Annotated in this window: 20 protein-coding genes and 1 pseudogene; 9 read left to right on the forward strand and 12 right to left on the reverse strand. The window is 73.8% G+C overall.

Annotated features, from left to right (window positions below; genetic code table 11):
• Positions 1 to 133: 133 nt before the first annotated feature.
• The 3 genes and pseudogenes from ACGFYU_RS00850 to ACGFYU_RS00860 all read right to left on the reverse strand — a co-directional run bounded on the left by ACGFYU_RS00850 (position 134) and on the right by ACGFYU_RS00860 (position 1,254).
• On the reverse strand, positions 134 to 664 hold the full coding sequence (locus tag ACGFYU_RS00850) for a DNA glycosylase AlkZ-like family protein (RefSeq protein ID WP_393825079.1): 531 nt from the start codon (positions 662 to 664) through the stop codon (positions 134 to 136).
• Positions 665 to 681: 17 nt separating this feature from the next.
• Positions 682 to 990 (reverse strand): annotated as a pseudogene (locus ACGFYU_RS00855) (DNA glycosylase AlkZ-like family protein); the annotation flags it as partial.
• A 63-nt stretch (positions 991 to 1,053) separates the two neighbouring features.
• Positions 1,054 to 1,254, reverse strand: a complete 201-nt coding sequence (locus ACGFYU_RS00860) for a hypothetical protein (protein ID WP_393825080.1) — start codon at positions 1,252 to 1,254, stop codon at positions 1,054 to 1,056.
• Between the two features lie 182 nt (positions 1,255 to 1,436).
• Here ACGFYU_RS00860 and ACGFYU_RS00865 point away from each other — a divergent pair, with 182 nt between their 5' ends.
• The gene (locus ACGFYU_RS00865) at positions 1,437 to 1,700 is read left to right on the forward strand and encodes a DUF6213 family protein (protein WP_393825081.1); all 264 of its coding nucleotides are present in this window, start codon (positions 1,437 to 1,439) and stop codon (positions 1,698 to 1,700) included.
• A gap of 16 nt (positions 1,701 to 1,716) precedes the next feature.
• On the opposite strand, the gene ACGFYU_RS00870 is transcribed toward ACGFYU_RS00865, so the two are convergent.
• Together ACGFYU_RS00870 and ACGFYU_RS00875 are read right to left on the reverse strand one after the other, a co-directional pair.
• Entirely contained in the window at positions 1,717 to 2,469 is a 753-nt protein-coding gene (locus ACGFYU_RS00870) for a VOC family protein (RefSeq protein ID WP_393825082.1), read from the reverse strand.
• 150 nt (positions 2,470 to 2,619) lie between these two features.
• Positions 2,620 to 2,904: an isoamylase early set domain-containing protein gene (locus tag ACGFYU_RS00875; protein ID WP_393825083.1), complete on the reverse strand. Its 285-nt coding sequence runs from the start codon at positions 2,902 to 2,904 to the stop codon at positions 2,620 to 2,622.
• Positions 2,905 to 3,130: 226 nt separating this feature from the next.
• Between ACGFYU_RS00875 and ACGFYU_RS00880 the strand changes: the two genes are divergently transcribed.
• Both ACGFYU_RS00880 and ACGFYU_RS00885 read left to right on the forward strand, forming a co-directional pair.
• On the forward strand, positions 3,131 to 3,310 hold the full coding sequence (locus tag ACGFYU_RS00880) for a CsbD family protein (protein WP_393825084.1): 180 nt from the start codon (positions 3,131 to 3,133) through the stop codon (positions 3,308 to 3,310).
• Positions 3,311 to 3,446: 136 nt separating this feature from the next.
• A complete protein-coding gene (locus ACGFYU_RS00885; RefSeq protein ID WP_393825085.1) occupies positions 3,447 to 3,950 on the forward strand; it encodes a hemerythrin domain-containing protein in 504 nt (167 codons plus the stop codon).
• 87 nt (positions 3,951 to 4,037) lie between these two features.
• Here ACGFYU_RS00885 and ACGFYU_RS00890 read toward each other — a convergent pair whose 3' ends face one another.
• Both ACGFYU_RS00890 and ACGFYU_RS00895 read right to left on the reverse strand, forming a co-directional pair.
• Positions 4,038 to 4,313 (reverse strand): hypothetical protein, encoded by a 276-nt coding sequence (locus tag ACGFYU_RS00890; RefSeq protein ID WP_393825086.1) that lies wholly within the window; start codon positions 4,311 to 4,313, stop codon positions 4,038 to 4,040.
• A gap of 116 nt (positions 4,314 to 4,429) precedes the next feature.
• Positions 4,430 to 5,158 (reverse strand): VOC family protein, encoded by a 729-nt coding sequence (locus tag ACGFYU_RS00895; protein WP_393825450.1) that lies wholly within the window; start codon positions 5,156 to 5,158, stop codon positions 4,430 to 4,432.
• A gap of 262 nt (positions 5,159 to 5,420) precedes the next feature.
• Here ACGFYU_RS00895 and lanKC point away from each other — a divergent pair, with 262 nt between their 5' ends.
• From lanKC to ACGFYU_RS00915, 4 genes are all read left to right on the forward strand, one after another.
• Entirely contained in the window at positions 5,421 to 7,994 is a 2,574-nt protein-coding gene (lanKC, locus tag ACGFYU_RS00900) for a class III lanthionine synthetase LanKC (RefSeq protein WP_393825087.1), read from the forward strand.
• Positions 7,995 to 8,031: 37 nt separating this feature from the next.
• A complete protein-coding gene (locus tag ACGFYU_RS00905) occupies positions 8,032 to 8,178 on the forward strand; it encodes a SapB/AmfS family lanthipeptide (protein WP_393825088.1) in 147 nt (48 codons plus the stop codon).
• A 68-nt stretch (positions 8,179 to 8,246) separates the two neighbouring features.
• Positions 8,247 to 9,989: an ATP-binding cassette domain-containing protein gene (locus ACGFYU_RS00910; RefSeq protein ID WP_393825089.1), complete on the forward strand. Its 1,743-nt coding sequence runs from the start codon at positions 8,247 to 8,249 to the stop codon at positions 9,987 to 9,989.
• Positions 9,872 to 11,779 (forward strand): ATP-binding cassette domain-containing protein, encoded by a 1,908-nt coding sequence (locus ACGFYU_RS00915; protein WP_393825090.1) that lies wholly within the window; start codon positions 9,872 to 9,874, stop codon positions 11,777 to 11,779. Before ACGFYU_RS00910 ends, ACGFYU_RS00915 begins: the two co-directional genes overlap by 118 nt.
• On the opposite strand, the gene ACGFYU_RS00920 is transcribed toward ACGFYU_RS00915, so the two are convergent.
• Complete coding sequence (locus tag ACGFYU_RS00920; protein WP_393825091.1) at positions 11,736 to 12,350, reverse strand: LuxR C-terminal-related transcriptional regulator; 615 nt, start codon at positions 12,348 to 12,350, stop codon at positions 11,736 to 11,738. The genes ACGFYU_RS00915 and ACGFYU_RS00920 overlap by 44 nt on opposite strands.
• Before the next feature lie 124 nt (positions 12,351 to 12,474).
• Positions 12,475 to 12,621, reverse strand: coding sequence for a hypothetical protein (locus tag ACGFYU_RS00925; RefSeq protein ID WP_393825092.1), 147 nt, complete (start codon positions 12,619 to 12,621; stop codon positions 12,475 to 12,477).
• A gap of 286 nt (positions 12,622 to 12,907) precedes the next feature.
• On the opposite strand from ACGFYU_RS00925, the gene ACGFYU_RS00930 reads away from it, so the two are divergent.
• Positions 12,908 to 14,683, forward strand: coding sequence for a SpoIIE family protein phosphatase (locus ACGFYU_RS00930; protein ID WP_393825093.1), 1,776 nt, complete (start codon positions 12,908 to 12,910; stop codon positions 14,681 to 14,683).
• Here ACGFYU_RS00930 and ACGFYU_RS00935 read toward each other — a convergent pair.
• The 3 genes from ACGFYU_RS00935 to ACGFYU_RS00945 form a co-directional block, all read right to left on the reverse strand.
• On the reverse strand, positions 14,664 to 15,323 hold the full coding sequence (locus tag ACGFYU_RS00935; protein ID WP_393825094.1) for a pentapeptide repeat-containing protein: 660 nt from the start codon (positions 15,321 to 15,323) through the stop codon (positions 14,664 to 14,666). The genes ACGFYU_RS00930 and ACGFYU_RS00935 overlap by 20 nt on opposite strands.
• A 182-nt stretch (positions 15,324 to 15,505) precedes the next feature.
• Positions 15,506 to 16,951 (reverse strand): hypothetical protein, encoded by a 1,446-nt coding sequence (locus tag ACGFYU_RS00940; protein ID WP_393825095.1) that lies wholly within the window; start codon positions 16,949 to 16,951, stop codon positions 15,506 to 15,508.
• A gap of 142 nt (positions 16,952 to 17,093) precedes the next feature.
• The gene (locus ACGFYU_RS00945) at positions 17,094 to 20,246 is read right to left on the reverse strand and encodes a tetratricopeptide repeat protein (protein ID WP_393825096.1); all 3,153 of its coding nucleotides are present in this window, start codon (positions 20,244 to 20,246) and stop codon (positions 17,094 to 17,096) included.
• 198 nt (positions 20,247 to 20,444) lie between these two features.
• Between ACGFYU_RS00945 and ACGFYU_RS00950 the strand changes: the two genes are divergently transcribed.
• The gene (locus ACGFYU_RS00950; protein ID WP_393825097.1) at positions 20,445 to 22,565 is read left to right on the forward strand and encodes a SpoIIE family protein phosphatase; all 2,121 of its coding nucleotides are present in this window, start codon (positions 20,445 to 20,447) and stop codon (positions 22,563 to 22,565) included.
• The last annotated feature ends 120 nt before the right edge of the window (positions 22,566 to 22,685 follow it).

A 22,685-nucleotide genomic window follows, 5' to 3' on the forward strand; every position in this document is an offset into this window, starting at 1 on the left:
CGGATTGGGGGGAGGAAGTATTACCCGCGGGTAATGTAAGGGTTGATCATGCCATGCGCACACAACGGCAGTCACCTTCGGATCCGGCCAACTCAAGCCCGGAACAAGACCGTTGAAGCTTCACTCACATGGATCAGGCGTGGGGTCCTACGGTGACCTCGCCGAGGGTGAGTTGAACGGTTCCCCCGAGCACCGCGCCCGTACGCTCCGCCTGTTCCTCCAGTGCGCGGAGCCGGGCCGCGCTCAGCCGCGCCAGCGGCTCCACGGTGAGCGCGATGCGCCGCCCCGTACGGCGCTGGTGCGCGTCGAAGCAGGGCAGCCGTCGCAGGCCGTGCGGGGGTTCGTCCGGGAAGGCGGTGTCCCCGGCGGCGAGCCAGGCCCGGCCGGAGGCGAAGGCCACCTCCTCGACGAGCCCCTCACGGGCGAGGGAGGCGAAGAGCTCGGCGGCCCAGCCCTTGGGTGCGGCGAGCCGGGCCGCGAAGTCCTGGGCGGTGGCGGGCCCGTAGGCGCGCAGGTAGCGGGTGGCCGGCTCGTGCAGCGACCGGGTGGGGGAGGCGGGGTGCAGCCGGGGTTGGTGTACGTGACCTTGCGCCCCCTGTCGCCGCCGAAGGCCGGCACTCCGCGGTGGGCGGCGGTGTGTGTCACCTGGCGCCAGCGCGGCCACATGGTCTGGAAGGCGGGCATGACCGAGTCCGCGGCCCAGGATCCGGTCCGCGCCACGATCGCCTCGGTGAGCTCGTCCACGGTCGGTTCGGCGCCGGTCAGCGCGTCGGCGATGGCGGCGATCACCTCGTCCGTCCGGGCGGCCGTCATCCGGGCCTCCGGGCGGAGGGGACCGGCGCCCGAGGGCAGGGCGGAGAGGGCCCCGGTCCACCGGGGCAGGTCCTGGGCGGGCAGCAGACGGATGGTGCCGCGCGGCCCGAAGGCCTTGACCAGCGTGGCCGGTCGCGCGGATGCGTCAGGGGACGGCGGGCCTCCGCTCGTGCCGATGCTTCCGGCGGTGGGATGCGCGCGCGATGATGTCGCCGCTCACGGTGCGAGGGTCCGCTCGCGTCACTCGTCCCGGGGGCTCACCCAGCGGGTGCCCTTCGCGGGCACCTTCTCGGGTTGCTGCGGGCGGTCGAGACGGCTCGCCTCGTCCGTGTCGGCGGCCGCCGTCTTCTCGTCGTCGTGGCGGTCCGCGCGCGGCTTGCGCCGGGCCTGTGCCTGCTCGCCGTGGTGCGGCATTCCTCCTGCGCCGCCCTGCTCGTCCATGGCCGTACTCCTCGCTCCCGTCTCGGGCCCCCTCGTGGCGGCTGCCCGGCCACGGGCCGGCGAAACGCCGACCGGGCCGGTCCTCCATCGCCCGTACGGACGATCCGCGAGATGATTTCGGTACGCGCTTCGACGGCACAGGACGGCACTGAACACCAACCGTTCGGCGGAGGTGGTCCACGATGAACGCATCGGCGCCCCTGGCTCTGGGCGATCAGCTGCTGATCCCGGCCGACCACCTCACCGGCCTGCTCCGGCGCCTCGCCGCGGAGTGGCTGCAGGCCACGGACGCCGGCGAGACCGACCTCGATCCCCGGACCGTGGAGGCTTTGGCCCGGGCGCTGAGCGAGGTGGCCGATCAGATCGACGTCGAGTGCATCGCCTTCATGCCGCTGCGGAAGGAAGGCCGGACGGGGAGCCGGGGCGGCGGCCCGACGCCGCGCTGAGCGGAGGCGGCCGCCGTCAGGGGCGGAAGGGGGCGGGTCCGGCCGGGCCCACGATGCCGAACAGGGCGCCGTCCGGGTCCCGCAGGGTGATCTCGCGGGGCGGGGGATCGGAGTCCGGCACGGAGAGGGTGCTGCCGCCCAGCCCGGTGGCGGCCTTCACCGCGGTGTCGAGGTCGGACACCCGGAATTGGACGTGCCAGCGCGGCCGCAGATGCGGGTCGGGGGCCTCCGCGAGCTTCCCGCCGTGCAGGTGCGCCACCGTCCGGCCCGCGTGGCGGAGCAGGATGCGGTCGTCCTCCTCCACGTAGGCGACCTCGCAGCATCCGGCGTGGGAACAGGCCCACTCCAGGACTTCCCCGTAGAAGATGGCGGCGTCGAAGGCGTTCCGGGTGCGCAGTTCGAGCCAGGCCGGAGCCGCTTCGCCGCCCATACCCCAGTCGGGGATGGCATCGCCCTGCCAGATGCCGAAGACCGCCCCGTCGCGGTCGGCGGCGAGCGCGGCCCGCCCGGTGCCGAAGGACAGGGGCCCGACGGCGACGGTTCCGCTGCGTTCGAGGATGCGTGCCGCCGTGACGTCGGCGTCGTCCACGGCGAAGTACGGGGTCCAGGCGACGGGGATCCGGAGCGTCGGCGGCAGGGCGCCGAGGCCGGCCACCGGGACCCCGTCGCTGAAGCCGACGGAGAACCCGTCTCCGAGACGCGCGGGCCCGAATTCCCAGCCGAGGACCGCACCGTAGAACTGCTGAGCCGCGCCGAGGTCGTGGGCCATCAGACTGACCCAGCAGGGCGCGCCGAATGTTTCGTGACTCGATGTCGACACGACTCTCAACCCCATCCGCTGGTGCGCCCCCGGGAGCCCCTCCCACGCTACTCGCGGAGGGCTCCCGGGGACGGCGCGTAGGCGCCCGGGTGCGTTCCGTCAGGTACGCAGGAGACTGTTGGAGCCGTCGAGAGCGTCGGCGCCCTCGTCGTTGAACCAGTGGCCGCCCGCCGCCAGGTAGCGGAAGGCGTGCGTGCCCTTCCCGGGCAGGGCGACGGTGACCGCCCGCGTACCGTCCTTGCGCGGCTTCAGCTCGTGCGTGCCCGGCCGCCAGCCGTTGAAGTCGCCGACGACGCTGACCGGTCCGGGCGGTGAGTCCACCGGCAGCACGAAGGTGACCTCCATGTGGTCCTTGCTGCCTTTGCGGCGCTTGCGTTCGAGCACGGGAAGGCTCCTGCCGAGTCGGGGAACATCGGCCACATCCTCGTACCGCGCCCGGCCCGGCCCCACGACGACACGGTGGACGGGCACCCGGGCGGCGCAGCGCATACACCTGCTTGAGGCGTGTTCCACGGGGCAGGCGCCGGGGGTGCGCGCACCGCCCGAATTGCGGTGCCGCCCCCAGGGAAGCAGGGTGGACAGCACCCCTCCTGGAAGGAACGACCCCGTCATGAGCAAGGCAAAGGCAAGGGCCAAGCAGGTCAAGGGCAAGATCAAGGAGAGCGCCGGCAGCGCCATGGACGACACCCGCATGGAGGCGGAGGGCAGCGCCGAGCGGATGACCGGGAAGGCCGAGGAGATGGCGGCGAAGGCCGCGGACAAGATGAAGAAGGCCACGGGCAAGTCCTGACCCGCGTCCGAACGCACGCGGTGCCCCGCCGGGCAGTGGCCCGGCGGGGCACTCGCGGGCCCGGGGCCGGGTTTGAACCCACCGCCGTCGAACAGGCGCCGTGCGAGGGCGAAACCGACAGCAGGAGGGACGAGGCATGGCCGGGGACAAGCAGGAGAACCAGGACGTCGTCGCCGCGATCCTCAAGGACCACCGCACGATGGAAGACCTCTTCCGCCGGATGCGTAGCGTGGAAGCCGACCGGGCGCGCGCCCTCACGACGTTCTCCGCCCTGCTCATCGCGCACGGCGAGGCGGAGGAAGCCGAGGTGTACGGCGCGCTGAAGAGGTTCAAGGACGTCGACAACGAGGAGGTCGAGCACGGCAGCGAGGAGCACGCCGAGGGCAACGAGGCGCTCCTGGCGCTGCTCGAGGTGTCCGAGGTGGGTTCCGACGAGTGGGACGCGCGCTTGGAAGCCCTGGTGAAGGCGGTCTCCCACCACCTCGACGAGGAGGAGCGGACGATCCTCAACGGAGCCAGGGAGAACGTGCCCGACGAGCGGCGGGCCGAGCTCGGCGCGGCCTTCCTGCGGGAGCGGGAGCGGCAGCTCGCGGCCGACTGCGGCAGCATCGAGAACGTGCGCGAGGTCGTACGGGGATGACGCGGACGGCGGTGGCGAGCCCCGGTGGGCGCGGCCCGTGCCGCCCCCGGTGCCGGAGGCCGACGGACGCGCGCCCGGTCTCCAGGGTCAGGTGTGGAGGCGGCTGTTGGGGCCCTCGTGGTCCCCGGCGCTGTCGTCGTTGAACCAGTAGTCGCCCGCCGCCAGGTAGCGGAAGGAACGGGTGCTGTCGCTCGCCAGCGCGATCGTGACGGCGCGCTTGCCGTCCTTGCGGGGCCGCAGGGTATGGGTGCCGGGCTGCCAGCCGTTGAAGTCGCCCACGACGCCGACGGGTCCGGGCGGGGTGCCGGCCGGCAGGACGAAGGCGACCTCGGTACGGTCCTTGCGCAGCTTGCGTTCGAGCATGGCGACGGGCTCCTGGCGATGGGTGGGGTGTCGGGGCCATCCTCGGATCAGCGGGCGAGCGGCGCGGCCCGGCACTCCGCCCCGGTTCCCAAGACCACTCGCATGCCCGGATCGGCTCACCGGGCGGGCGCGACCACGGTGAACAGCGCCCCGTCGGGATCGGCGAGCACCACCCACCGGCTCGTGCCGGACGTCTGCACGGGGGAGGCGGTCCGGCCCCCCAGCCGGGCGGCGGCCTCGATCGCGGACTCCAGGTCGGGCACGCGGAAGTGGACGTGCCAGCGGGGGCGGACCTCGGGGTCCGGAGCCGCTTCGAGTGCCCCGCCACTGATGCGGGCGACCGTGTCGTGGCCCTGGCGCAGGACGACGTGGTCGTGCTCGTAGGAGACGGTGCAGGACCCCGGACGCTCGCTGCCCCAGTCGAGGACCTCACCGTAGAAGATGGCCGCGGCGAACGCGTCGCGGGTGCGCAGCTCCAGCCAGGCCGGGCCGCTCCCGCGGCCCACCGACCAGTCCGGTACGACCTCGCTCTGCCAGAAACCGAAGACGGCCCCGGCGGGGTCCGCCGCCAGGGCGGCCCGCCCGGTGCCGAAGGCCAGCGGGCCGACGGCCATGGTGGCGCCGCGTTCACGGATGCGCGAGGCGGTCGCGTCGGCGTCCTCGACGGCGAAGTACGGCGTCCACAGCACCGGCACGCCGGGACCCCCGCCGAGTGCGCCGACGCCCGCGACGGGGGCCCCGTCGAGGAGGGCGACCATGATGCCGTCGCCCAGCGTGGTGGGACGGAAGTCCCAGCCGAGTACGGCACCGTAGAACCGCTGTGCGGAATCAAGATCCTGGGCCAGCAGACTGACCCAGCACGGGGCACCGAAGATCTCGTGACTCGACGTCGACACAGCTGCCAGCCTCATCTGCCGCTCACCGGGGACGGAACACTTCCACCGTAGACCGGGCGGCGGCGCCGGGCCGTGAGGCTCGGCCCGCACCGGGTCCTCCCCGCGCCCTGTGACTCGTGGGTACTGCACACCCCGGAGGTGACAGGGGCGACTGTCGCCGCGTCCGCCGGGCGTGACACGGTCGGGTCTGCCGCCGACCGAGGGAGCAGGTGTGAACAAGGGGTACGCCGCCTTCTGCGACGCCGACCGCTGGTTCTACGACGCGCCGTACCGGCGGGCCGGTGAGAGCTACCCGGCCGCCCTCGCCCCCGTCCCGCCCGGGTGGCGCTCGCACCGCAGCGGCGACTGGCTCGCGCTGCGCCCCGCCGGCGCCCAACTGCCCGCGCAGGGCTGGAAGATCCACGTCTCGGCCACGCTCGACAACGCCGAGTCGCTGCTGACGACGGTGTACGACTACTGCACCGCCCGGGGCATCGCCTTCAAGTTCATACCGAGCCGGTACCTGCTGCACCTGCGCAACGCCAAGTACGCCGACCGCGCGGCCAGCGGGAAGTTCATCACCGTGTACCCGGCCGACGAGAGGCAGTGCCGCCGGATCGCGGAAGACCTCGACGCCCTGCTGGCGGGGGCGGCCGGCCCGTACATCCTCAGCGACCTGCGCTGGGGAGCCGGACCGGTCCACCTGCGCTACGGCAGCTTCACCCTGCGGCACTGCTACGACGAGCACGGCGAACTGGTCCCGGCCATCGAGACCCCCGACGGGCGGCTCGTACCCGACCGGCGCGGACCGGTGTTCCAGCCGCCCGAGTGGCTCGAACCGCCCGACTTCCTGGGGCCGCACCTCGCGGCGCGCTCCGCGGTCACCCTGACCGACGTCCCCTTCACGGTGGAGCGGGCGCTGCACTTCTCCAACGGCGGCGGCGTCTACCTCGGCAAGGACAGCCGCACGGGTGAGCCCGTGGTCCTCAAGGAGGCCCGTCCGTACGCGGGTCTCGCCGCCGACGGCGCCGACGCCGTGACCCGGCTGCACCGCGAACGGGCCGCTCTGGAACGGCTGGCGGGTCTGGACTGCGTCCCCGCCGTCCGCGGCACCTTCACCGTCGGCGACCACTACTTCCTGGTGCTGCAACACCTCGCCGGCAAACCGCTCAACACCTACTTCGCCCGCCGCCACCCGCTGATCGAGGCGGATCCGGACCCGGCGGAGCTCGCCTCCTACACCGAGTGGGCACTGAAGATCCACCAGCGGGTCACGGAGGCCGTCGACGCCGTGCACGCACGCGGAGTGGTCTTCAACGACCTCCACCTCTTCAACATCATGGTCGCGGAGGACGAGACGGGCGAACCCTCCGTCGCACTGCTGGACTTCGAAGCCGCCGCACACATCGACGAGGGGCTGCGGCAGACGGTGGCCAACCCCGCCTTCGTCGCCCCGGCCGAGCGGCGCGGGTTCTCCGTCGACCGCTACGCCCTCGCCTGCCTGCGGCTCGCCCTGTTCCTCCCGTTGACCAGCCTGCTCGTCCTGGACCGGGCCAAGGCCGCACACCTGGCCGCCGTCGCCGCGGCGCAGTTCCCCGTACCGCGGCGGTTCCTCGACGAGGCCGTCGAGGAGATCCTGTCCGGCGCCCCGCAAGGCGCACCGGCCGGGCCCTACCTGCCCGTCGAACCGGGGCAATGGCCGGCCGCCCGTACGTCGATGACCGCGGCGCTGCGCGCGAGCGCCACCCCGGACCGCGAGGACCGCCTCGTCCCCGGCGACATCGCCCAGTTCGCGACCACCGGCGGAGGCATCGGCTTCGGCTACGGGATCGCCGGAGTGCTCCACGCCCTCGCCGAGACCGGCGCCGAACCCTGGCCCGAGGCCGAGGAATGGCTGCTCGACCGTACCGAGGAACCGGGCTCCGGCACCGCGCTCGGCTTCTACGACGGCCTGGCCGGCACCGCCTGGACGCTGCACCGGCTCGGACACCACGACCGGGCCCTCGCCCTCGCCGACCTGCTGCTGCGCCAGCCCTGGGAGAGCGCGGGCCCCGACCTGCACAGCGGACTCGCCGGCATCGGCCTCGCCCTGGACGCGCTCGGTACCGCGAGCGGCGAGAGCGAGCTGCACGCCGCGGCCCTGCGCTGCGCCGAACTCCTCGCCCGGCCGGAGCACCGGCCCACCCGCGCGGGACTGCTCCACGGCAACTCCGGCCCCGCCCTGCTCCACATACGCCTGTACGAACGCACCGGCGACAAGGAACTGCTGCTCCAGGCCTCCCGGGCGCTCCACCACGACCTCGACCGCTGCGTCACCAGCGCGTACGGCACCCTGCAGGTGAACGAGGGCTGGCGCACGATGCCGTACCTCGGCGAGGGCAGCGTCGGCATCGGCATGGTGCTCGACGACTGGCTGGAACACGGCCCCGACGAACGCTTCGAACAGGCCCGGCGCGAGATCGTACGGGCGGCGCAGGCGACCTTCTACGCCCAGCCCGGGCTGATGCGCGGCGCCGCCGGGATGGTCCTCCACCTGGCCCGGACCACCACACCGGGCCCCGGCACCGGTCCCGATGCCATCGCCCGCCAGATCGACGCACTGGCCCGGCACGCCGTGCCGTACCAGGGGCATCTGGCCTTCCCCGGCGAGCAGATGATGCGCCTGTCCATGGACCTCGCCACGGGCACCGCCGGCGCTCTCCTCGCCCTCGGCAGCGCGGCGCCCGGTGGGCGCGCCCACCTGCCGTTCCTCCCGCCGCTGCGCGACCGCGCGGCGGCCCCGAGCCGGTCCCGTCCGGGGCCGTGACCCATCGCACCACCCGAGAGAAGAAGAGGAATCCGACATGACCCTTCTCGACCTGCAGTCGATGGAGACCCCGAAGGAAGAGATCACCGAGGCCGCGCTGACGGGCGGCGGCGGTGGCGGCGGCAGCCGGGCCAGCCTGCTGCTCTGCGGTGACAGCAGCCTGAGCCTCACGACCTGCCACTGATCCGGGTCACCTCGGGCCCGGGCGGTTCGCCGCCCGGGCCCGCACCACACCACTGGAGGCATCCGCCGATGAATCCACCCGACGCGGAGGCCGAGGCGCGCGGAGCCGACCGGGCACTCGTGGCAGCCGCCCGGCACAGCGGTGGGCGTACCGCCGCCGTCCTCGGATGCACGGTGACGGCGGCCGCGGCGGCACTCGCCGAACCCGCGGTCCTGGGCCACACCCTCGACCTGCTGCTCCGCCGAGCCCCGTCGGGCCCCGCGTGGACGCTGCTGTGCGCCGCGGTCATCGCGGCCGAAGTGGCGATGGACGCCGCCGCCGCACGGCTCAGCGGCGAGGTGGACGGCCGCACCACCGCCCGCCTGCGCAGGCTCGGGCTCGCCCGGCTGCTGCGGACGGCCCCGCACCACGCGGCCCGCCACGCACCCGGCGAAACCGCCGCGCGGCTGACCGCACACGCCACCGAGGCCGGCAAGGTGCCGGCCGCCTTCGCGCACGCCGTCGCCGCGCTGCTGCCGCCGCTTGGCGGGGTGGTCGCGCTCTTCCTCATCGACCTGTGGACGGGCCTCGCCTTCCTCCTGGGCGTTCCGCTGCTGCTGCTCCTGCTGCGCGCCTTCGCCCGTTCCACCCTCACCAGCGTCGCCCGCTACCAGCAGGTGCAGCTCGCGACCGCCGGCCGCCTCGTCGAGGCCCTGGCCGGGGCGCGTACCATCGCCGCCGCCGGAACCGCGGACCGCGAACGCGCCCGGATCCTGGCGCGGCTGCCCGAACTCGGCACCGAGGGCAGGCGCATGTGGCAGGTCTACGGCGGCACGACGGCCCGGTCGGCGGCCCTCATGCCGATGCTCCTGTACGCGGTCCTCGCCGTCGGCGGCATCCGCCTGTCGGCCGGCGCCATAGGAGTCGGCGAACTCCTCGCGGCCCTGCGGTACGCGGGCCTCGCGGCCGGGGTCGGCGCCGTGACCGGCGCTCTGGCCGCAGTGGTCCGCGGCCGGGCCGCCGCCCGGCGGACCGCCGTCCTCCTCGCCCTGCCCGTACTCGACCACGGCCGGGCGCGGCTGCCCGAAGGGGGCCCCGGCACCCTGGAACTGCGCGGCGTCCGGGTCGTGCGCGGCGGATCGACGGTCCTCGACGGCATCAGCCTGGTGATCCCCGGCGGCACCACGGTGGCCGTGGTGGGCCGGTCGGGCGCCGGCAAGACGCTCTTCGCCGCCGTGGCCGGACGGCTCACCGACCCCGACGCGGGCCAGGTGCTGCTGGACGGCGTACCCCTGCGGGAGCTGACCGCCGAGGCGCTGCGCCGCGAGGTCGGGCACGCCTTCGACCGGCCCGTGCTGCTCGGGGACACGGTCCGCGACGCGATCGGGTTCGGCGCGGGTCCGGACCCGGGACCGGAAGCGGTCCGCGCCGCGGCCCGTGCCGCGGGCGCCGACCGGTTCGTACGGCACCTGCCCCACGGCTACGGCACGCGCCTCGCCGACGCCCCGATGTCCGGCGGGGAGGTCCAACGCCTCGGGCTGGCCCGGGCGTTCTGCCACGCGGGACGGCTCCTTGTGCTCGACGACGCCACCTCCAGCCTCGACACCGTCACGGCCCGGGAGGTCGAGCGGGCCCTCGCCCACGGGATCCGCCCCGGCACCCGGATCGTGGTCGCGCACCGCCTCTCGTCCGCCGTCCGCGCCGACCTCGTCGTATGGCTCGAGGACGGGCGGCTGCGGGCGGCCGGCAGCCACGGCGAGCTGTGGGAGCGCGACCCCTGCTACCGGGCGGTGTTCGCCGCCGACGGGACGCGACAGGAGGCGGCGAGGTGACCGAGGGCGGGGCCTGGCGGCGGGTGGCCCCCGAGGGCCGGCGGTTCCTGCGCGGCCGCAAGGCGGCACTGGGACGGCTCGCGGCGTGGTCGGTCCTGGAGTCCGCGCACACCTTCCTCGGCGGATACGGCGTGGCCCGGGCCCTCGACGACGGCTTCCTCGCCGGCCGCACCGCCACCGGTCTCGTCTGGCTGGCCGCGGCCGGAGCCGGGGCACTGCTCGGCGGATTCGCACTGCGCGGGGTCTTCGCCGGACTCGCGGACCTCGTGGAGCCGCTGCGCGACGGGCTGGTCCGACGGGCGGTACGGCAGTCACTGGACCGGGCGGTCGCCGACCCGGCGCGCGCCCCCGACTCGGGCGCGGTGTCCCGGCTGACCCAGCAGACGGAGATGGCCCGGGACTCCTTCGCGGGGCTCGTCCTGACGACACGCGCGTTCGTGTTCACCGCCGCGGGCGCCTTCGCGGGCATGGCGGCCCTGGCTCCGGTGCTGCTGCTGATCGTGCTGCCCCCCGTGCTGCTGGGCGTGGCCGCCTTCCTGGCCACGCTGCGCCCCATGGCGTCCGTACAGCGCCGGTCCCTGGACATCGACGAGGCCCTGTCGGACCGGGTGGGGGCGCTGGGGGAGGGCCTGCGGGACATCGTCGCCTGCGGTGGACAGGCGGCGGCGGAGGCCCGGGTGGAGCCCCTGATCGCCGCGCAGGAGCGGCTGGCGCGCGTACTCGCGCGCTGGGCGGCCCTGCGCACCCTGGCCCTGGGGGCGGCGGGCCGGCTGCCGGTGATCGCCCTGCTCGCCGCGACGCCCTGGCTGCTCGGGCACGGGATCACCGCCGGCACGCTGGCCGGCGGCCTCACGTACGTGGTCCAGGCGTTGCTGCCCGCCCTCAACTCCCTGATGACGGCGCTCGGTTCCGCCGGCACCCGGCTGGTGGTGGTGCTGGAGCCCTTCTGCGATGCGCCCCCGGACCCGGTTCCGCCCGCGCAGACCCCCGTGTACACCGCTCGGCGGACCGCCGCCGCGGCCGAGCTCCGGGGGGTCACCTTCGCCTACGGCCCCGGCGCGGCTCCCGTACTCAACGCCCTCGACCTGGTGGTGCGGCCGGGGGAGCACCTCGCCGTGGTCGGGCCGAGCGGCATCGGCAAGTCCACGCTCACCGCGCTGCTCGCCGGGATGCTGGCACCCGACGCGGGGACGGTCCTCGTCGCCGGCGCGGCCGCCCGCAGGGAACCGGGTGCCGCGGGCCCGGACCCGCGGCGGACCCTGCTGCCACAGCAGGCCTACGTGTTCACCGGCACCGTGCGGGAGAACCTGACCCACCTGTCCCCGGGCCCGGACGCCGCCGTGCCCGGGGACGACCGGGTGTGGCGCGCCATCGGCGCCCTGGGGCTGGAGGGGCTGGTGGAGCGGCTGGGCGGCCTGGACGCCGAGGTCTCCCCCCGGCTGCTGTCCCGAGGGGAGAGCCAGCACCTCGCGCTCGCCGCGGCCTATCTCTCGCCGGCTCCGCTGCTGCTGCTCGACGAGGCCACCTGCCACCTGGACCCCCGTACGGAGGAGCGTGCCGAGCGGGCCCTCGCGGACCGTCCCGGCACCCTCGTCGTCGTGGCCCACCGGGTCTCGTCCGCGGCCCGCGCCGGCCGGGTCCTCGTCCTCGACGGGACCCGCGCCGTGTGCGGCACGCATGCGGATCTCCCGGCCAGGTCGCCCCTGTACCGCGACCTGGTCGGGAGGTGGAACGGCTCCGACCCGATCAGACCCAGCCGGCCCGCCGGGAGATCCGGATCGCGTCGATGAGATTGCGCGCGCCGGTCTTGCGGGTCGCCGCGGCCATGTAGTTGCGTACCGTCCCGCTCGCCAGGTGCAGCGTACGGGCGATCTCGGCGATCGAGTCCCCCTCGGCGGCCCGGGCCAGCACGCTGAGCTCCCGCGGGCTCAGCGGTACGGGGTCGGCCTCCATGAAGGCGGAGGCCAGTGAGGCGTCGATGAACCGTTCCCCCGCCGCGACCTTCCGGACCGCCCGTACGAGCCGCCCCGGCGAGCCGTCCTTGTCGACGTAGCCGCGGGCCTCGGCCCGGAAGGCCCGGTGCAGCGAACCGGGCGCGCCGGTCGACGCGAGCACCAGCACCGGGGACGGGGAGGCGAGGACCTGGCGCTCCCGGGCCGCGCGCCCGTCGTCGGCGAGAACGGCCGTCGCCCCCGGACAATCGAGGTCGACGACCGTCACGTCTGGTCGTAAGGACTCGGCCTGGCGTGCGGCGGTACGCCACCCCGCGGACGTGACCTCGAAGGGCCCTTCCGATCTCAGCAGGGCGGCCAGTGCCGACCTGACCAGGCTGACGCTGTGCAGGACGAGGACCTTCGTCATCGTGCGCTCTCCTCCGTGGACGAACCAACGGCACCACGCGGGTGCCCCCGTACAGGGGTGATGGAACGTCACTTCGGGGGGCGCTCAGGGGCGTACGGCCAACTTGGCCGAGATGCGCAGGAGGTCAGACCTGGCCGCGCCGGCCGCCCGTCTCGACCCCGCGTGCCTCGATGAACAGCTTGAACCGCTTCAGATCACCCACCACCTGACGCTTGACGAAGCCGAGTTTGCCGGCCGCCGTCTCGGCCGGCCCGTCGGGCACCCAGTTCATGTGCACTTCGATCCTGGTGGTGGTCGCGTCGATCGGCTGGAACGTGACGAGCCCGTAGGCGTGCTCACGGGGACGTTGACCTCGACGTGCGACATGCGACACCCCTTCCGTGTCGTCGGCAACCCCGCACCCGCGGGTGCGGGCCGTCCGTCAGGACGTCTCCAGGCGCGGGTGCCCGCCCCTGAGGGGCCCATGCGCGGGCCGCGCCGGACGTGCGCGTCCTTCCGCTCCGTCAGACGATGGTGCAGAGCCGGCGAGCGCCGGGCGGCAGGCAGGGAGGTGTGCGGTGGGGCTGGACGCGCCGACTCCGCAGCCCTTGCTCTCCGTGGACATCGAGGCGCTGCTCGCCGCGGCGGGCGAGGCCGCGGCGTCCCGGCTGCGCCGTGAGTACCGGCTGCTGCGGCAGATCGTGGAGGGCGCGGCCGCCGGCGTGGCCGTCATGGACACCGAGCTGCGCTACCAGTACGTCAACCCGCACATGGTCCGCATGACCGGCCTGCCGGCCGAGGCGCACCTGGGCCGGACCCTGGGGGACATCCTGCCGGGCGTGAAACGGTCCGAGGGCGTGCTGCGCCAGGTGCTGCGGGACGGCCGGCCGCGCCAGCTGGTCGGATCCGGCCACACCCGGGCCCGGTCGCCGTACGAGCGCCGCGAGTCGCGCGTGACGTACCACCGGCTGGAGGACGAGGACGGCACCGTGGTGGGCCTGGTCGGCATCGGCCTGGAGATCACCGAACCGCGCCAGTACCTGCACAAGCTGGAGCGCTCCCACCAGCGCATCGCGATGCTGGACACGGCCGCGACGGCCATCGGCACCACCCTCGACGTCGACGCCACCTGCACGGAACTCGTCGACTTCGTGGTGCCGGGCCTCGCGGACGCCGCCTCGGTGGCGCTGTTCGAGGAGGACCGGCCGGGACGTCCGGGCCATGGGCAGCCCGGTGTCACCCGACTGCGCAGGGCCGCCTTCCGGGCCCCGCGGCATCTGGCGGAGCGGCTGGGCGACCTGGGCGATGTGGACGGGTCCGTGGACTTCGAGGCGGACTCCCCGGTCCGGCGGTGCCTGGACGAGGGCCGGCCCCTGCTGCACGACCTCACCTCCGACGACGCCGCGACCACCGGCGGCCACTACGCGCAACGGATGGCCCGCTACCGCGCCGCGGGATTCCACTCCACGCTCGTGGTGCCCCTGACCACCGAGTCGCGTCCCCTCGGTGCGCTCTCCATGGGCCGCCACGGCTCGTCCCCGGCCTTCACCCGCGACGACGTCGTGGTGGCCCAGGAGCTCGCGACCCGCGCGGCCCGGGCCCTGGAGCGGGCGTTCCAGTTCGCCCGCGAGCGCACCATCGCATTGGAGCTGCAGCGGGCGCTGCTGAACGAGCCGACGGTCCCGCACCCCGGCCTGGAGACGGCCTCCCGCTACCTGCCCGCCCGCGACAGTGCCCTCGTGGGCGGTGACTGGTTCGACTCGCTGCCCCTGCCCGGAGGCCGCAACCTGCTGGTCATCGGCGACGTGATGGGGCACGGGGTGGACGCCGCCGTCGCGATGAGCCACTACCGCTCCATGCTGCGCGCCCTGGCCGCGAGCGGCCTCCCGCTGGACGCGGTCCTCACCTACGCCGACCGCATGGTCGCCGAATCGGGCTTCGACCGGGTCGCCACCTGCCTGCTCGCCCTGGGCGACCCCGACACCCACACGATCAGCTACGCCAGCGCCGGTCACCTGCCGCCCCTGCGCCTGACCCCGCAGGGCCGTACCGAGATCCTGTCCGTCCCCGTCGGCCCACCGCTGGGCACCGGGCTGGGCGACTACACCGCCCTGACCCGCCCGGGCATGCCCGGCGCCGCCGTCGTGCTCTACACCGACGGCCTGGTCGAACGCCGCGGCGAGGACATCGACACCTCCCTCGCCCGCCTCACCCGCCTGCACCTGAACCCGCGGCAAGGGCTCGACGCGATCCTCGACGACATGCTGGCCCAGCTGACCGCGGGCCCCGCCGAGGACGACATCGCCGTCCTCGCGGCCCGCCTGCGCGGCTCCGTCAGCCCTCCTTCACGGTGAGGCCGATGTGCCGCGCCAGGGCGGGCGCCAGGTCGAGCAGCTGGACCGCGCTGATCTGCGCCCCCTTCAGGGCCTCGATCCCGGAGGCGATGCCCAGGCCCAGGGCCTCGCTCAGGTCGACCCGGGTGAGGGCGGCCCTGTCGAAACGGGCGACGTCCAGGGTCGAGCCGGGGAAGGAGACGCCGGTCAGCGTCGCCCCGCCGAAGTCCACGTCACGCAGGAGGCAGTCGACGAACGCCACGTCCCTGAGGGTGGCCCCGCGCAGGTTGACCGAGTCGAATTTGCACTGGTGGAAGACGGTGCGGTGCATCTCGGAGACGTGGATCTCGGTGCCCGCGAAGACGCCGGCGGTGCACTCGGAGTCCAGCCAGGTGGTCTCCGCCAGGTCGGTGCCGACCATGCGGACGGCGTGCATCCAGACGTCGTCGAAGCGGGCGCGCCGGTAGCGGCCGCGGTCGAAGGTCACCGAGGAGAACGCCGACTCGCCGAATTGGGCGCTGCCGCCCTGCACGTCCTCGAAGACGGAGCCGTCGAAGTGGACCCATTCGTAGGTGCCCTCCCGCTCGATCTCCCCGGTGAACGCCTCCAGACGGTGCGCGTACGGCAGTGCGGCCAGGTCTCGCGGGGCGCGGGCTCGCATCGGCGTTCCTCTCGGGATGGTGTACGAGATCCTGCGCGATCGGCGCGGACCCGACCGGCCTCGCCAGGCCGGTCGGGCCCGCACGGACCATCCTGGCCCAAGCCGGCGGCCGGTCCGCCTGCCACAGGACCCTGACCCGCGGGTATGTGGACCTGTCGGTCCGGCCGCCGCCCGGGGCGGCGCTACGGGCGGGCCAGTATGTCCTCGACCCGGTGTGCGTAGATGACCCGGCCGCACGGGGAACCGGCGTCGGTGCACGTGGACGTCGTGTCCATGCGGTGTTCCGTCAGCGACCAGAGGTACTGCGTCCCGCCGCCCGGAGTGCCCTGTCCGTGCTCGAAGTACATGTCCTCGGGGCCGACGGCGTTGGTGATGTTGGCCCCGTAGTCCACCAGGCGCCCGCCGGTGACCGTGGCCCGCCGCAGGCTGCCGCTGTGGTCCGTCCAGCTGCGGTTGAAGTAGTAGACCCCGTTGTAGCGGGCCGCGCCCTGGGTGAGGTCGCGCGGCAGGTAGTACGCGTCCGTGGCGCGGACCACGCCGCTCGTCGCCTTCAGCAGCCCCGTGGCGTCGTCCATGGGCAGCGCGCCGACCCGCCCCTTCTCCAGGTGGGTGTCGTCCGAGTCGCAGTACTCGCCCATGACCAGGGAGGGGGCGGCGGTGTTGCTGCGGTCGACGGAGATGTAGGACGCCTTGGGCGCCCCGGTGGCCACGCAGGTCGCCGCGGACGAGGAGTTGCCTTGGGCGGCGACGAACTTGTACGAGGCGACCTGGGGCATCACGTACCGGTAGGTGTGGCTGTAGTAGACGTTGCTCTGCCGGCCGGTCTTGCTCGCGTCCCGGACGTTGCTCTTCAGCCCGTCGAGGGTGGTGTCGTCCACCGAGGCGTCCTGGTCGTGGTTGAGGTCCAGGATCGAGCGCATGTCGAAGACGCGCAGGCCGTTCATCGTGTCCGCGACGTAGAGGTAGTACTTGTACCAGGCCAGGCCTCCGGCGTGGATGTCGATCGCCCTGTAGGAGACGTTGCCGTACGAGTTGTAGTACGGCTCGACCAGCAGTACGTGCCGGTACCGGCGCCCGTCGGCGTTGCCCGGGACCTCCGTCTCCGGGTCCAGGAACGACAGCCGTACGCCCTTGTCTTGGCAGGTGTCGGGATCGGTGGAGCAGAGCTGGGTGTTCGCCTTGTCGTACCAGGAGGCGACCAGGGGCTTGCGGCTGCCCCAGAGTTCGTCGACCTGGGCGTCGGAGACTCCGGTGAGCCCCTGGGGTATCCATTCCTCGGTGTCGGAGTCACCGCCGTCCCAGCAGAGCTTCCTGGCCGGCGGGAGCACGCCGCCGTCGTCGCCGGTGCCGAACGGGTCCGCGGTGCACGACGCGCCGGTCTTCGCGATCCGGTTGCCCTGGTCGAGCAGGTCCTGGACGCCCTGCGTGGGCAGGGCCGCCTTCAGGTCCGCAACGGGGCCGCTCAGGTCCGGGCCGGACTTGAGGTCGAAGGCGGAGGCGGTGGCCGGATCGCCGGGGGTCGCCGCCCGAGCGGGGGCGGCGAGCAGGGGCAGCGCGAGGACGGCCGCGGCGAGCGCGGCGACCCAACCGGCGTGCCGGGAGAGGGTCGGTGGGCACGACAACGTCATTCTCTGACCTTTGCTCAGGTGGAAGGAGGAATTCCGAGATCATTTCAACCCACCCGACGTGCCGTCCAGGGAGCCGTCTGAAATCCCATCTACCGCCCGAGAAGGTCGATTTGAGCCTCACGCGAGGCGGGGAAGCCTCCCGTCACCGGGAGCGGTACACCCCGAGGTCGTGCAGGACCTGGGCCAGTTGGGGCTCGTACGCGGCGGGACGGTCGGCGGACACGAGGCGCAGGAGGGCCTCCGCCTCCTCGGCCGCCTCGACCGCGTCGCGCCATCTCCCCACGGACGCATGGTGGCGGGCGATGCCGGTGAGGAGGGAGGCGAGGAGCGGTTCGTGGCCGAGCGGCGGCGCCCCGCGCATGCGCCGGCGGTACGCGACCGGCTGCGCCGCCGCCTCCAGGGCCTGTGGCCACCGCCCCAGTCGGCCCAGGCAGAGGGCGAGGTTCGTGGACGCCTTCGCGAGGGCCGGCTCGTGCGCCGTGGGTTGCGCCTCCGCCAGTGGACGGAGTACCGCGACGGCCTGCTGCGCGTAACGCTCGGCCTCCACCCATCGCCCCGCAGCGGCGAGGAGGAGAGCCAGATCGTGCAGCCCGCGACCGTGCCTCGGCCCGTACGCGGCCGGTTCCTTCGCCGCCAGGCGGCGGGTGAGCGCCACGGCTTCCTCCATGACCGGCACCGCCTCTTCCCCCCGACCCAGCACCGTCAGGGTGATGGCGAGGTTGTTCAGCGAGTCCACCAGCCGCGACTCGAAGGCGGCGGGCCGCGCCCCGCACAGCCGGCGGTGGATGCGCACGCCCTCCGCCGCGATCTCCAGGGCCTCGTCCGCGCGTCCGGTGCGGGCCCGCCAGAGGGCGAGGTTGGACAGCGAGACGGCGAGGTGGGGTTCGTGCGCGTCGGGGTCCGCCGCGGCGAGTCGCCGGCGCAGGGCCACCGCCTCCTCTCCCACGGCGGCCGCCTCCGCCAGACGCCCCAGAACGGCCAGGTCCACCGCCAGGCCGGTCAGGCCGTTGGCCAGGCCCGGCCGGTACGCGGTGGGATTCGCCTCGACGAGGCGGCGGAACAGGGCCACCGCCTCCTCCGAAGCGGCCAGGGCCTCCTCCCTGCGTCCCATGGCCGCGAGGGAGTTGCCGAGGTTGGTCAGCGAGTCCGCCAGATCGTGTACGTGGGCCGCGGGGTTCGCGGCGGCGAGCCTGCGCCGGGCCGCCACCGCCTCTTCCGCCGCGGCCAGGGCGTCGACGGTCCGTCCGGTGTCCAGGAGCACGTTGCCGTGGTTGTGGAGGAACTGCGCGCGCCCCGCCTCGCTGTGGGGGCCGGCGTCCCCCAGCCGCTGCCGGACGGCCGCGGCCTCCTCGGAGGCCTTGAGGCCCTCGGTCCGTCGGCCCATCGCGTTCAGCCAGATGCCGAGGTTGGTCAGAGCGGCGGCGAGCAGGTGCCCGGGCGAGGAAGCCGAGACGTCGGATCCGCCGGATGCGTCCGTCGCCACCAGCCCGCGCAGGAGGGCCACCGCCTCCTCGGTCGCGGCCAGGGCCTCCCGGGCGCGACCCGTCATACCCAGGTCGGCGCCGAGGAAGTACAGGGCGATGGCGAGCTCGCGTGTGTGGGGCGTGGGGTGCGACACGGACAGCCGCCGGTGGATCGCCACGGAGTATCCGACCTCGTCCGCGGCCTCCGCGTACAGCCCCGCGTTGGCCAGGCGCATGCCGAGTCGTAAGGAGACGGACGCGTGCACCGACGGGTCGTCGCTGAGGGAGAGCCAGTACTCGGCGAGCCGGGCGGTGAAGGCTGCGATGCCCGGGTCGAGGTCCACGTGGCGCTCGGGAAAGGGGAAGCGGGCCTCGACGGCCTCCATCAGCGCCCCGTCGATGTCCTCGAGAGAGGCGAGGGCCGTCAGGGCGGCGTTGCCGGCCGCGACCGCGAGTCCGGGGTCGTCGCGCAGGAGCGGAAAGAGGTGGCGGGGGCCCAGGTGCGGCCAGCGATGGGCCGCACTGGCCAGGAAGGTGACGGCCCGTGCCGTCCAGCCGGGAGCCCGCTCGCTGTCGTCCGCCCTGGCCAGCAGCGCCGTCGTGGTGGCGGCCGCCCAGCTCTGGGCGGGGTAGTCGGCCTCGTGGCCCGGGAGCGTCAGGGCGAGGAAGTCCTCGGCGAGGCGGTCCGGATAGAGCGGCTCCAGCACCGTGGCCCGGCCCGGATCGGCCGGCGGGTAGCAGACGCCGTGGTCGGCCAGGATGCGCTCGGGGGAGGGGTGCGGCCCCAGGGATTCGACCACCGAGACACCCCTGGCGGGCTCCAGCGCGCCGGTGAGTACGGCACTGAACACCGTACGGTTCATCACGTGCGGCGGCGTGCGGTAGGTCCGTTCGGCCGGGTTGAGCTCGTGGGTGGAGTCGCCGTACAGGCGCGCCCAGTGCAGGTGTTCCCGGTCCAGGAGGTACGTGGTCAGCCCGGCCATGTCGCGCGGCGGCCGACGGCCCGCGGCGTGGGCGTCGACGGCGACCAGGGCGGCGATGTGGACCGCCAGGACGAGGCCGAAATCCGGGTGGTCCAGCGGGCCCGGCGGCACCACGGCGGCCGTCGTGGCCGAGCGGTAGCGGGCGGCGAAGCCGGCACGGGCGGCCCGGAACATCCGCTCGCGCGGCCCGCTCGCGTCGGGCGGCAGGGACTCCAGGAGGTGGGCGGAGGTGCCCGCCTGGTGGTTGGCCAGCGCGGCGCGGACGGCGGGCCAGACGTCCGCGGTCCGCCCCAGCAGCAGGACGCGCGTGCGCACGTCGGGCCGGTGGAACAGGGCGTTGCTGAGCAGCCAGGTCAGGTGGGTCAGCGGCCAGCGGTCGGCGTAGTCGACGATCAGGAGCAGACCGCGGGCGCCGTTCAGGCGCAGGTCCTGGCTGCCGGGGGGTGGCAGCACGGTGCCGGGGCCGTGGGTGGCGGTCACGGTCTTCCAGCCGGCCGCCTCCGACCGGGCGGCGAATTCATCGACCAGCCGGGTCTTGCCCTGCCCGCCCGGCCCGTGCAGCCAGCGGGCGGCGAGCCTCGGCCCCTGGTCGCGCCACCCGTCGAGTTCGCCGAGCTCGCTCTCGCGGCCGGTGAACTCCACCACCGCGAAACGCGCGTTGAGCATCCGGCTGGGCATCTCCCGCAGCCACTCCGCGTCGGTCGGGGGCGGTGGCCGCCAGTTCTCGAGTACGTAGAGCGGGGTGCCGTCCCCGAAGACGTGGATGTCGGCGCCGACCACCCCGTAGGCGAAGCCGCCCTCCGCCCGCACGACCTGGCGGGAGCCGTCCGTCATCGTCTCCTCCAACACACCAGTCCTCCTGGGCCGGGCACTTGGGCCGCGTTCACGTCAATGATCCATCCGGGCGGGGCACTTGGGTACGGTGTCGCGGACTTGCGGTGGTTGTCGTGCCGCACACCTTGGCTACTCGCAGTGTTCGAATTCGTACAGTGTGTAGCGGTGGCGGACCGGGAGGCGGCTTCATGCCGACCGGCAGACGATGGATCCGTGGAGACAGGCCTCCGGACGGGCCGCCCGGGCGGCCCGGGGCCTGACGGCCAGATGAACGAGAACATCCCGGTCGACGAGCTGATCAGCGGCGCCGCCCAGGCTGCCGGGGGATGGCTGGGTGCGCTGCCGGTCGCGCTGGTGGCGACCAGCGCCGACGGGACGATCGTGCGCTGGAACCAGGTCGCGCAGGAATTGCTTGGCTATACCCCGCCGCAGATCGTGGGCCGCCACATCGCGGACCTGCTCCATCCGGGTGCCGACCGCAGTCTGGGCCGCTCCCTCTGGGAAGCCGCCGCCACGGGGCGCGGTGTGATGGGCACGGTCACCGCCTGGCACCGCGACGGGCACCCGCTGGAGCTGGAGATCTGGGCCTCTCCGGTGTCCGACCGCCGGCACGGCGCCGCCACGGTGCTGGTCTTCGCCGCGGATGCCCATGCGGCACGGCGCATCCGGGGGTCCTCGGCGGTCTGGGACGGCCTCTTCGCCCGCTCCCCGGTCGGTATCGCCATCCTCGACACCCAGCTGCGGTTCCTGCAGGTCAACGCCGCCCTCGAAGCCATGAACGGCCTTCCGGAGTCGGCACACGTGGGCCGCAGCCTGGCCCAGATCCTCCCGGAGGTGAACGCCCTCGAGATGGAGGAGGCCATGCTGCAGGTCCTGGAGACCGGGCAGCCGCTCCTGGACCGCCGGCGCGTCGGGCGGACGCCGGCCGAACCGGACCACGACCGGGTGTGGTCGTGCTCCTACGTCCGGGTGGAGGATCCCGCCGGCATGCCGATCGGCGTCATCGCCTCGCTCGTCGACATCACCGAGCAGCAGCGCGACCACGTGGAGGCCGAAGCGGGGCGGCGCCGGCTCGCCATGCTCAGCGAGGCCAGCATCCGCGTCGGCTCCAGTCTCGACCTGGAGCGCACCGCGCAGGAACTCGCCCAGCTCTCCGTACCGCGCCTGGCCGACGCCGTCACCGTGGACGTCCTGGAGGTGCTGGCGCGCGGGGACGAGCCCGGTATGGGGCTGACCGGCGGGGCCGCCCTGCGGCGCCTCGGGAAGGCTCCCCTCTCGGGATCCAAGGTGACCGACATCCTCGCCCCCCTCGGCAGGACCCTCCTCTTTCCCGCTGCCGCCCCCTACACCCAGGCCCTCGCCGCCCGGCAGCCCTTCCTGATCGCCCGACTCGACGAGCAGGCCGTCGCCCCCGCCGCCCGGCACACGGCCAAACCCGCGCAACTGCTCACGGTGGGCGTGCACTCCTTCATCATGGCGCCGCTGGTGGCCCGCGAGACGGTGCTCGGCGTCGCCACCTTCTACCGCACCCGCCCGGTGGGGCCGTTCGGATCCGAAGACGTCACCCTCGCCAGTGAGCTCACGGCACGCGCCGCGCTCAGCATCGACAACGCACGGCTCTACCACCGTGAGCACGAGACCGCCGTCATCCTCCAGCGCAGCATGCTCCCCCAGCACATCACGCCGCCCTCGGGCGTCGAGGTCAGCCACCGCTACCTCCCCGCCAGCGACGTCAACGAGGTCGGCGGCGACTGGTACGACGTCCTGCCCCTGGCCGGAGGGAAGGCGGCCCTGCTCATCGGCGACGTCATGGGGCACGGCATCGCCGCGGGCGCGGTCATGGGCCGGCTGTCCGCCTCCGTACGGGCCCTCGCGCGCCTGGACCTGTCGCCCGTACGGCTGTTGCACCAGCTGGAGGCCGCCCTCGGCGATCTCGCCGAGCCGATGCTGGCCACCTTCCTGTACGTCGTCTGTGACCCGGCCACCGGACACTGCACCGTCACCCGGGCCGGACACCCGCCGCCCGCGCTCGTCCTCCCCGACGGCACGGTCCGGCTCGTGGACACCCCGCCCGGGGTCCCGCTGGGTGTCGGGGGAGTCGCCTTCACCCCCACGGAGATCAGGGTGCCCCCCGGCAGCCTCCTCGTGCTGTACACCGACGGGCTGATCGAAGCCCGCGGACGCGATCTCGACGAACGGCTGGGCGAACTGACGCAACTGCTCGCGGATCCCCAGCGGCAGCTGGACCACCTGTGCGATTCGCTGATCACCCACCTCGTTCCGGCGGCTGCCGACGACGACGTCGCGCTCCTGGTGGCCCGTGTCGGCGGCTAGTGGCGGATTGTGCGAACCCACGTACTCACCGCGGCGAGGGGTAGAAATCTCATGGTTTCACCCAGTAGGTCCGTAGAAGTCGGCCCGCTACGTTCGACACGGTCAGGACAGGAAGTGTGG

It is taken from the genome of Streptomyces sp. NPDC048337, assembly GCF_043201175.1.
Classification (GTDB): domain Bacteria; phylum Actinomycetota; class Actinomycetes; order Streptomycetales; family Streptomycetaceae; genus Streptomyces.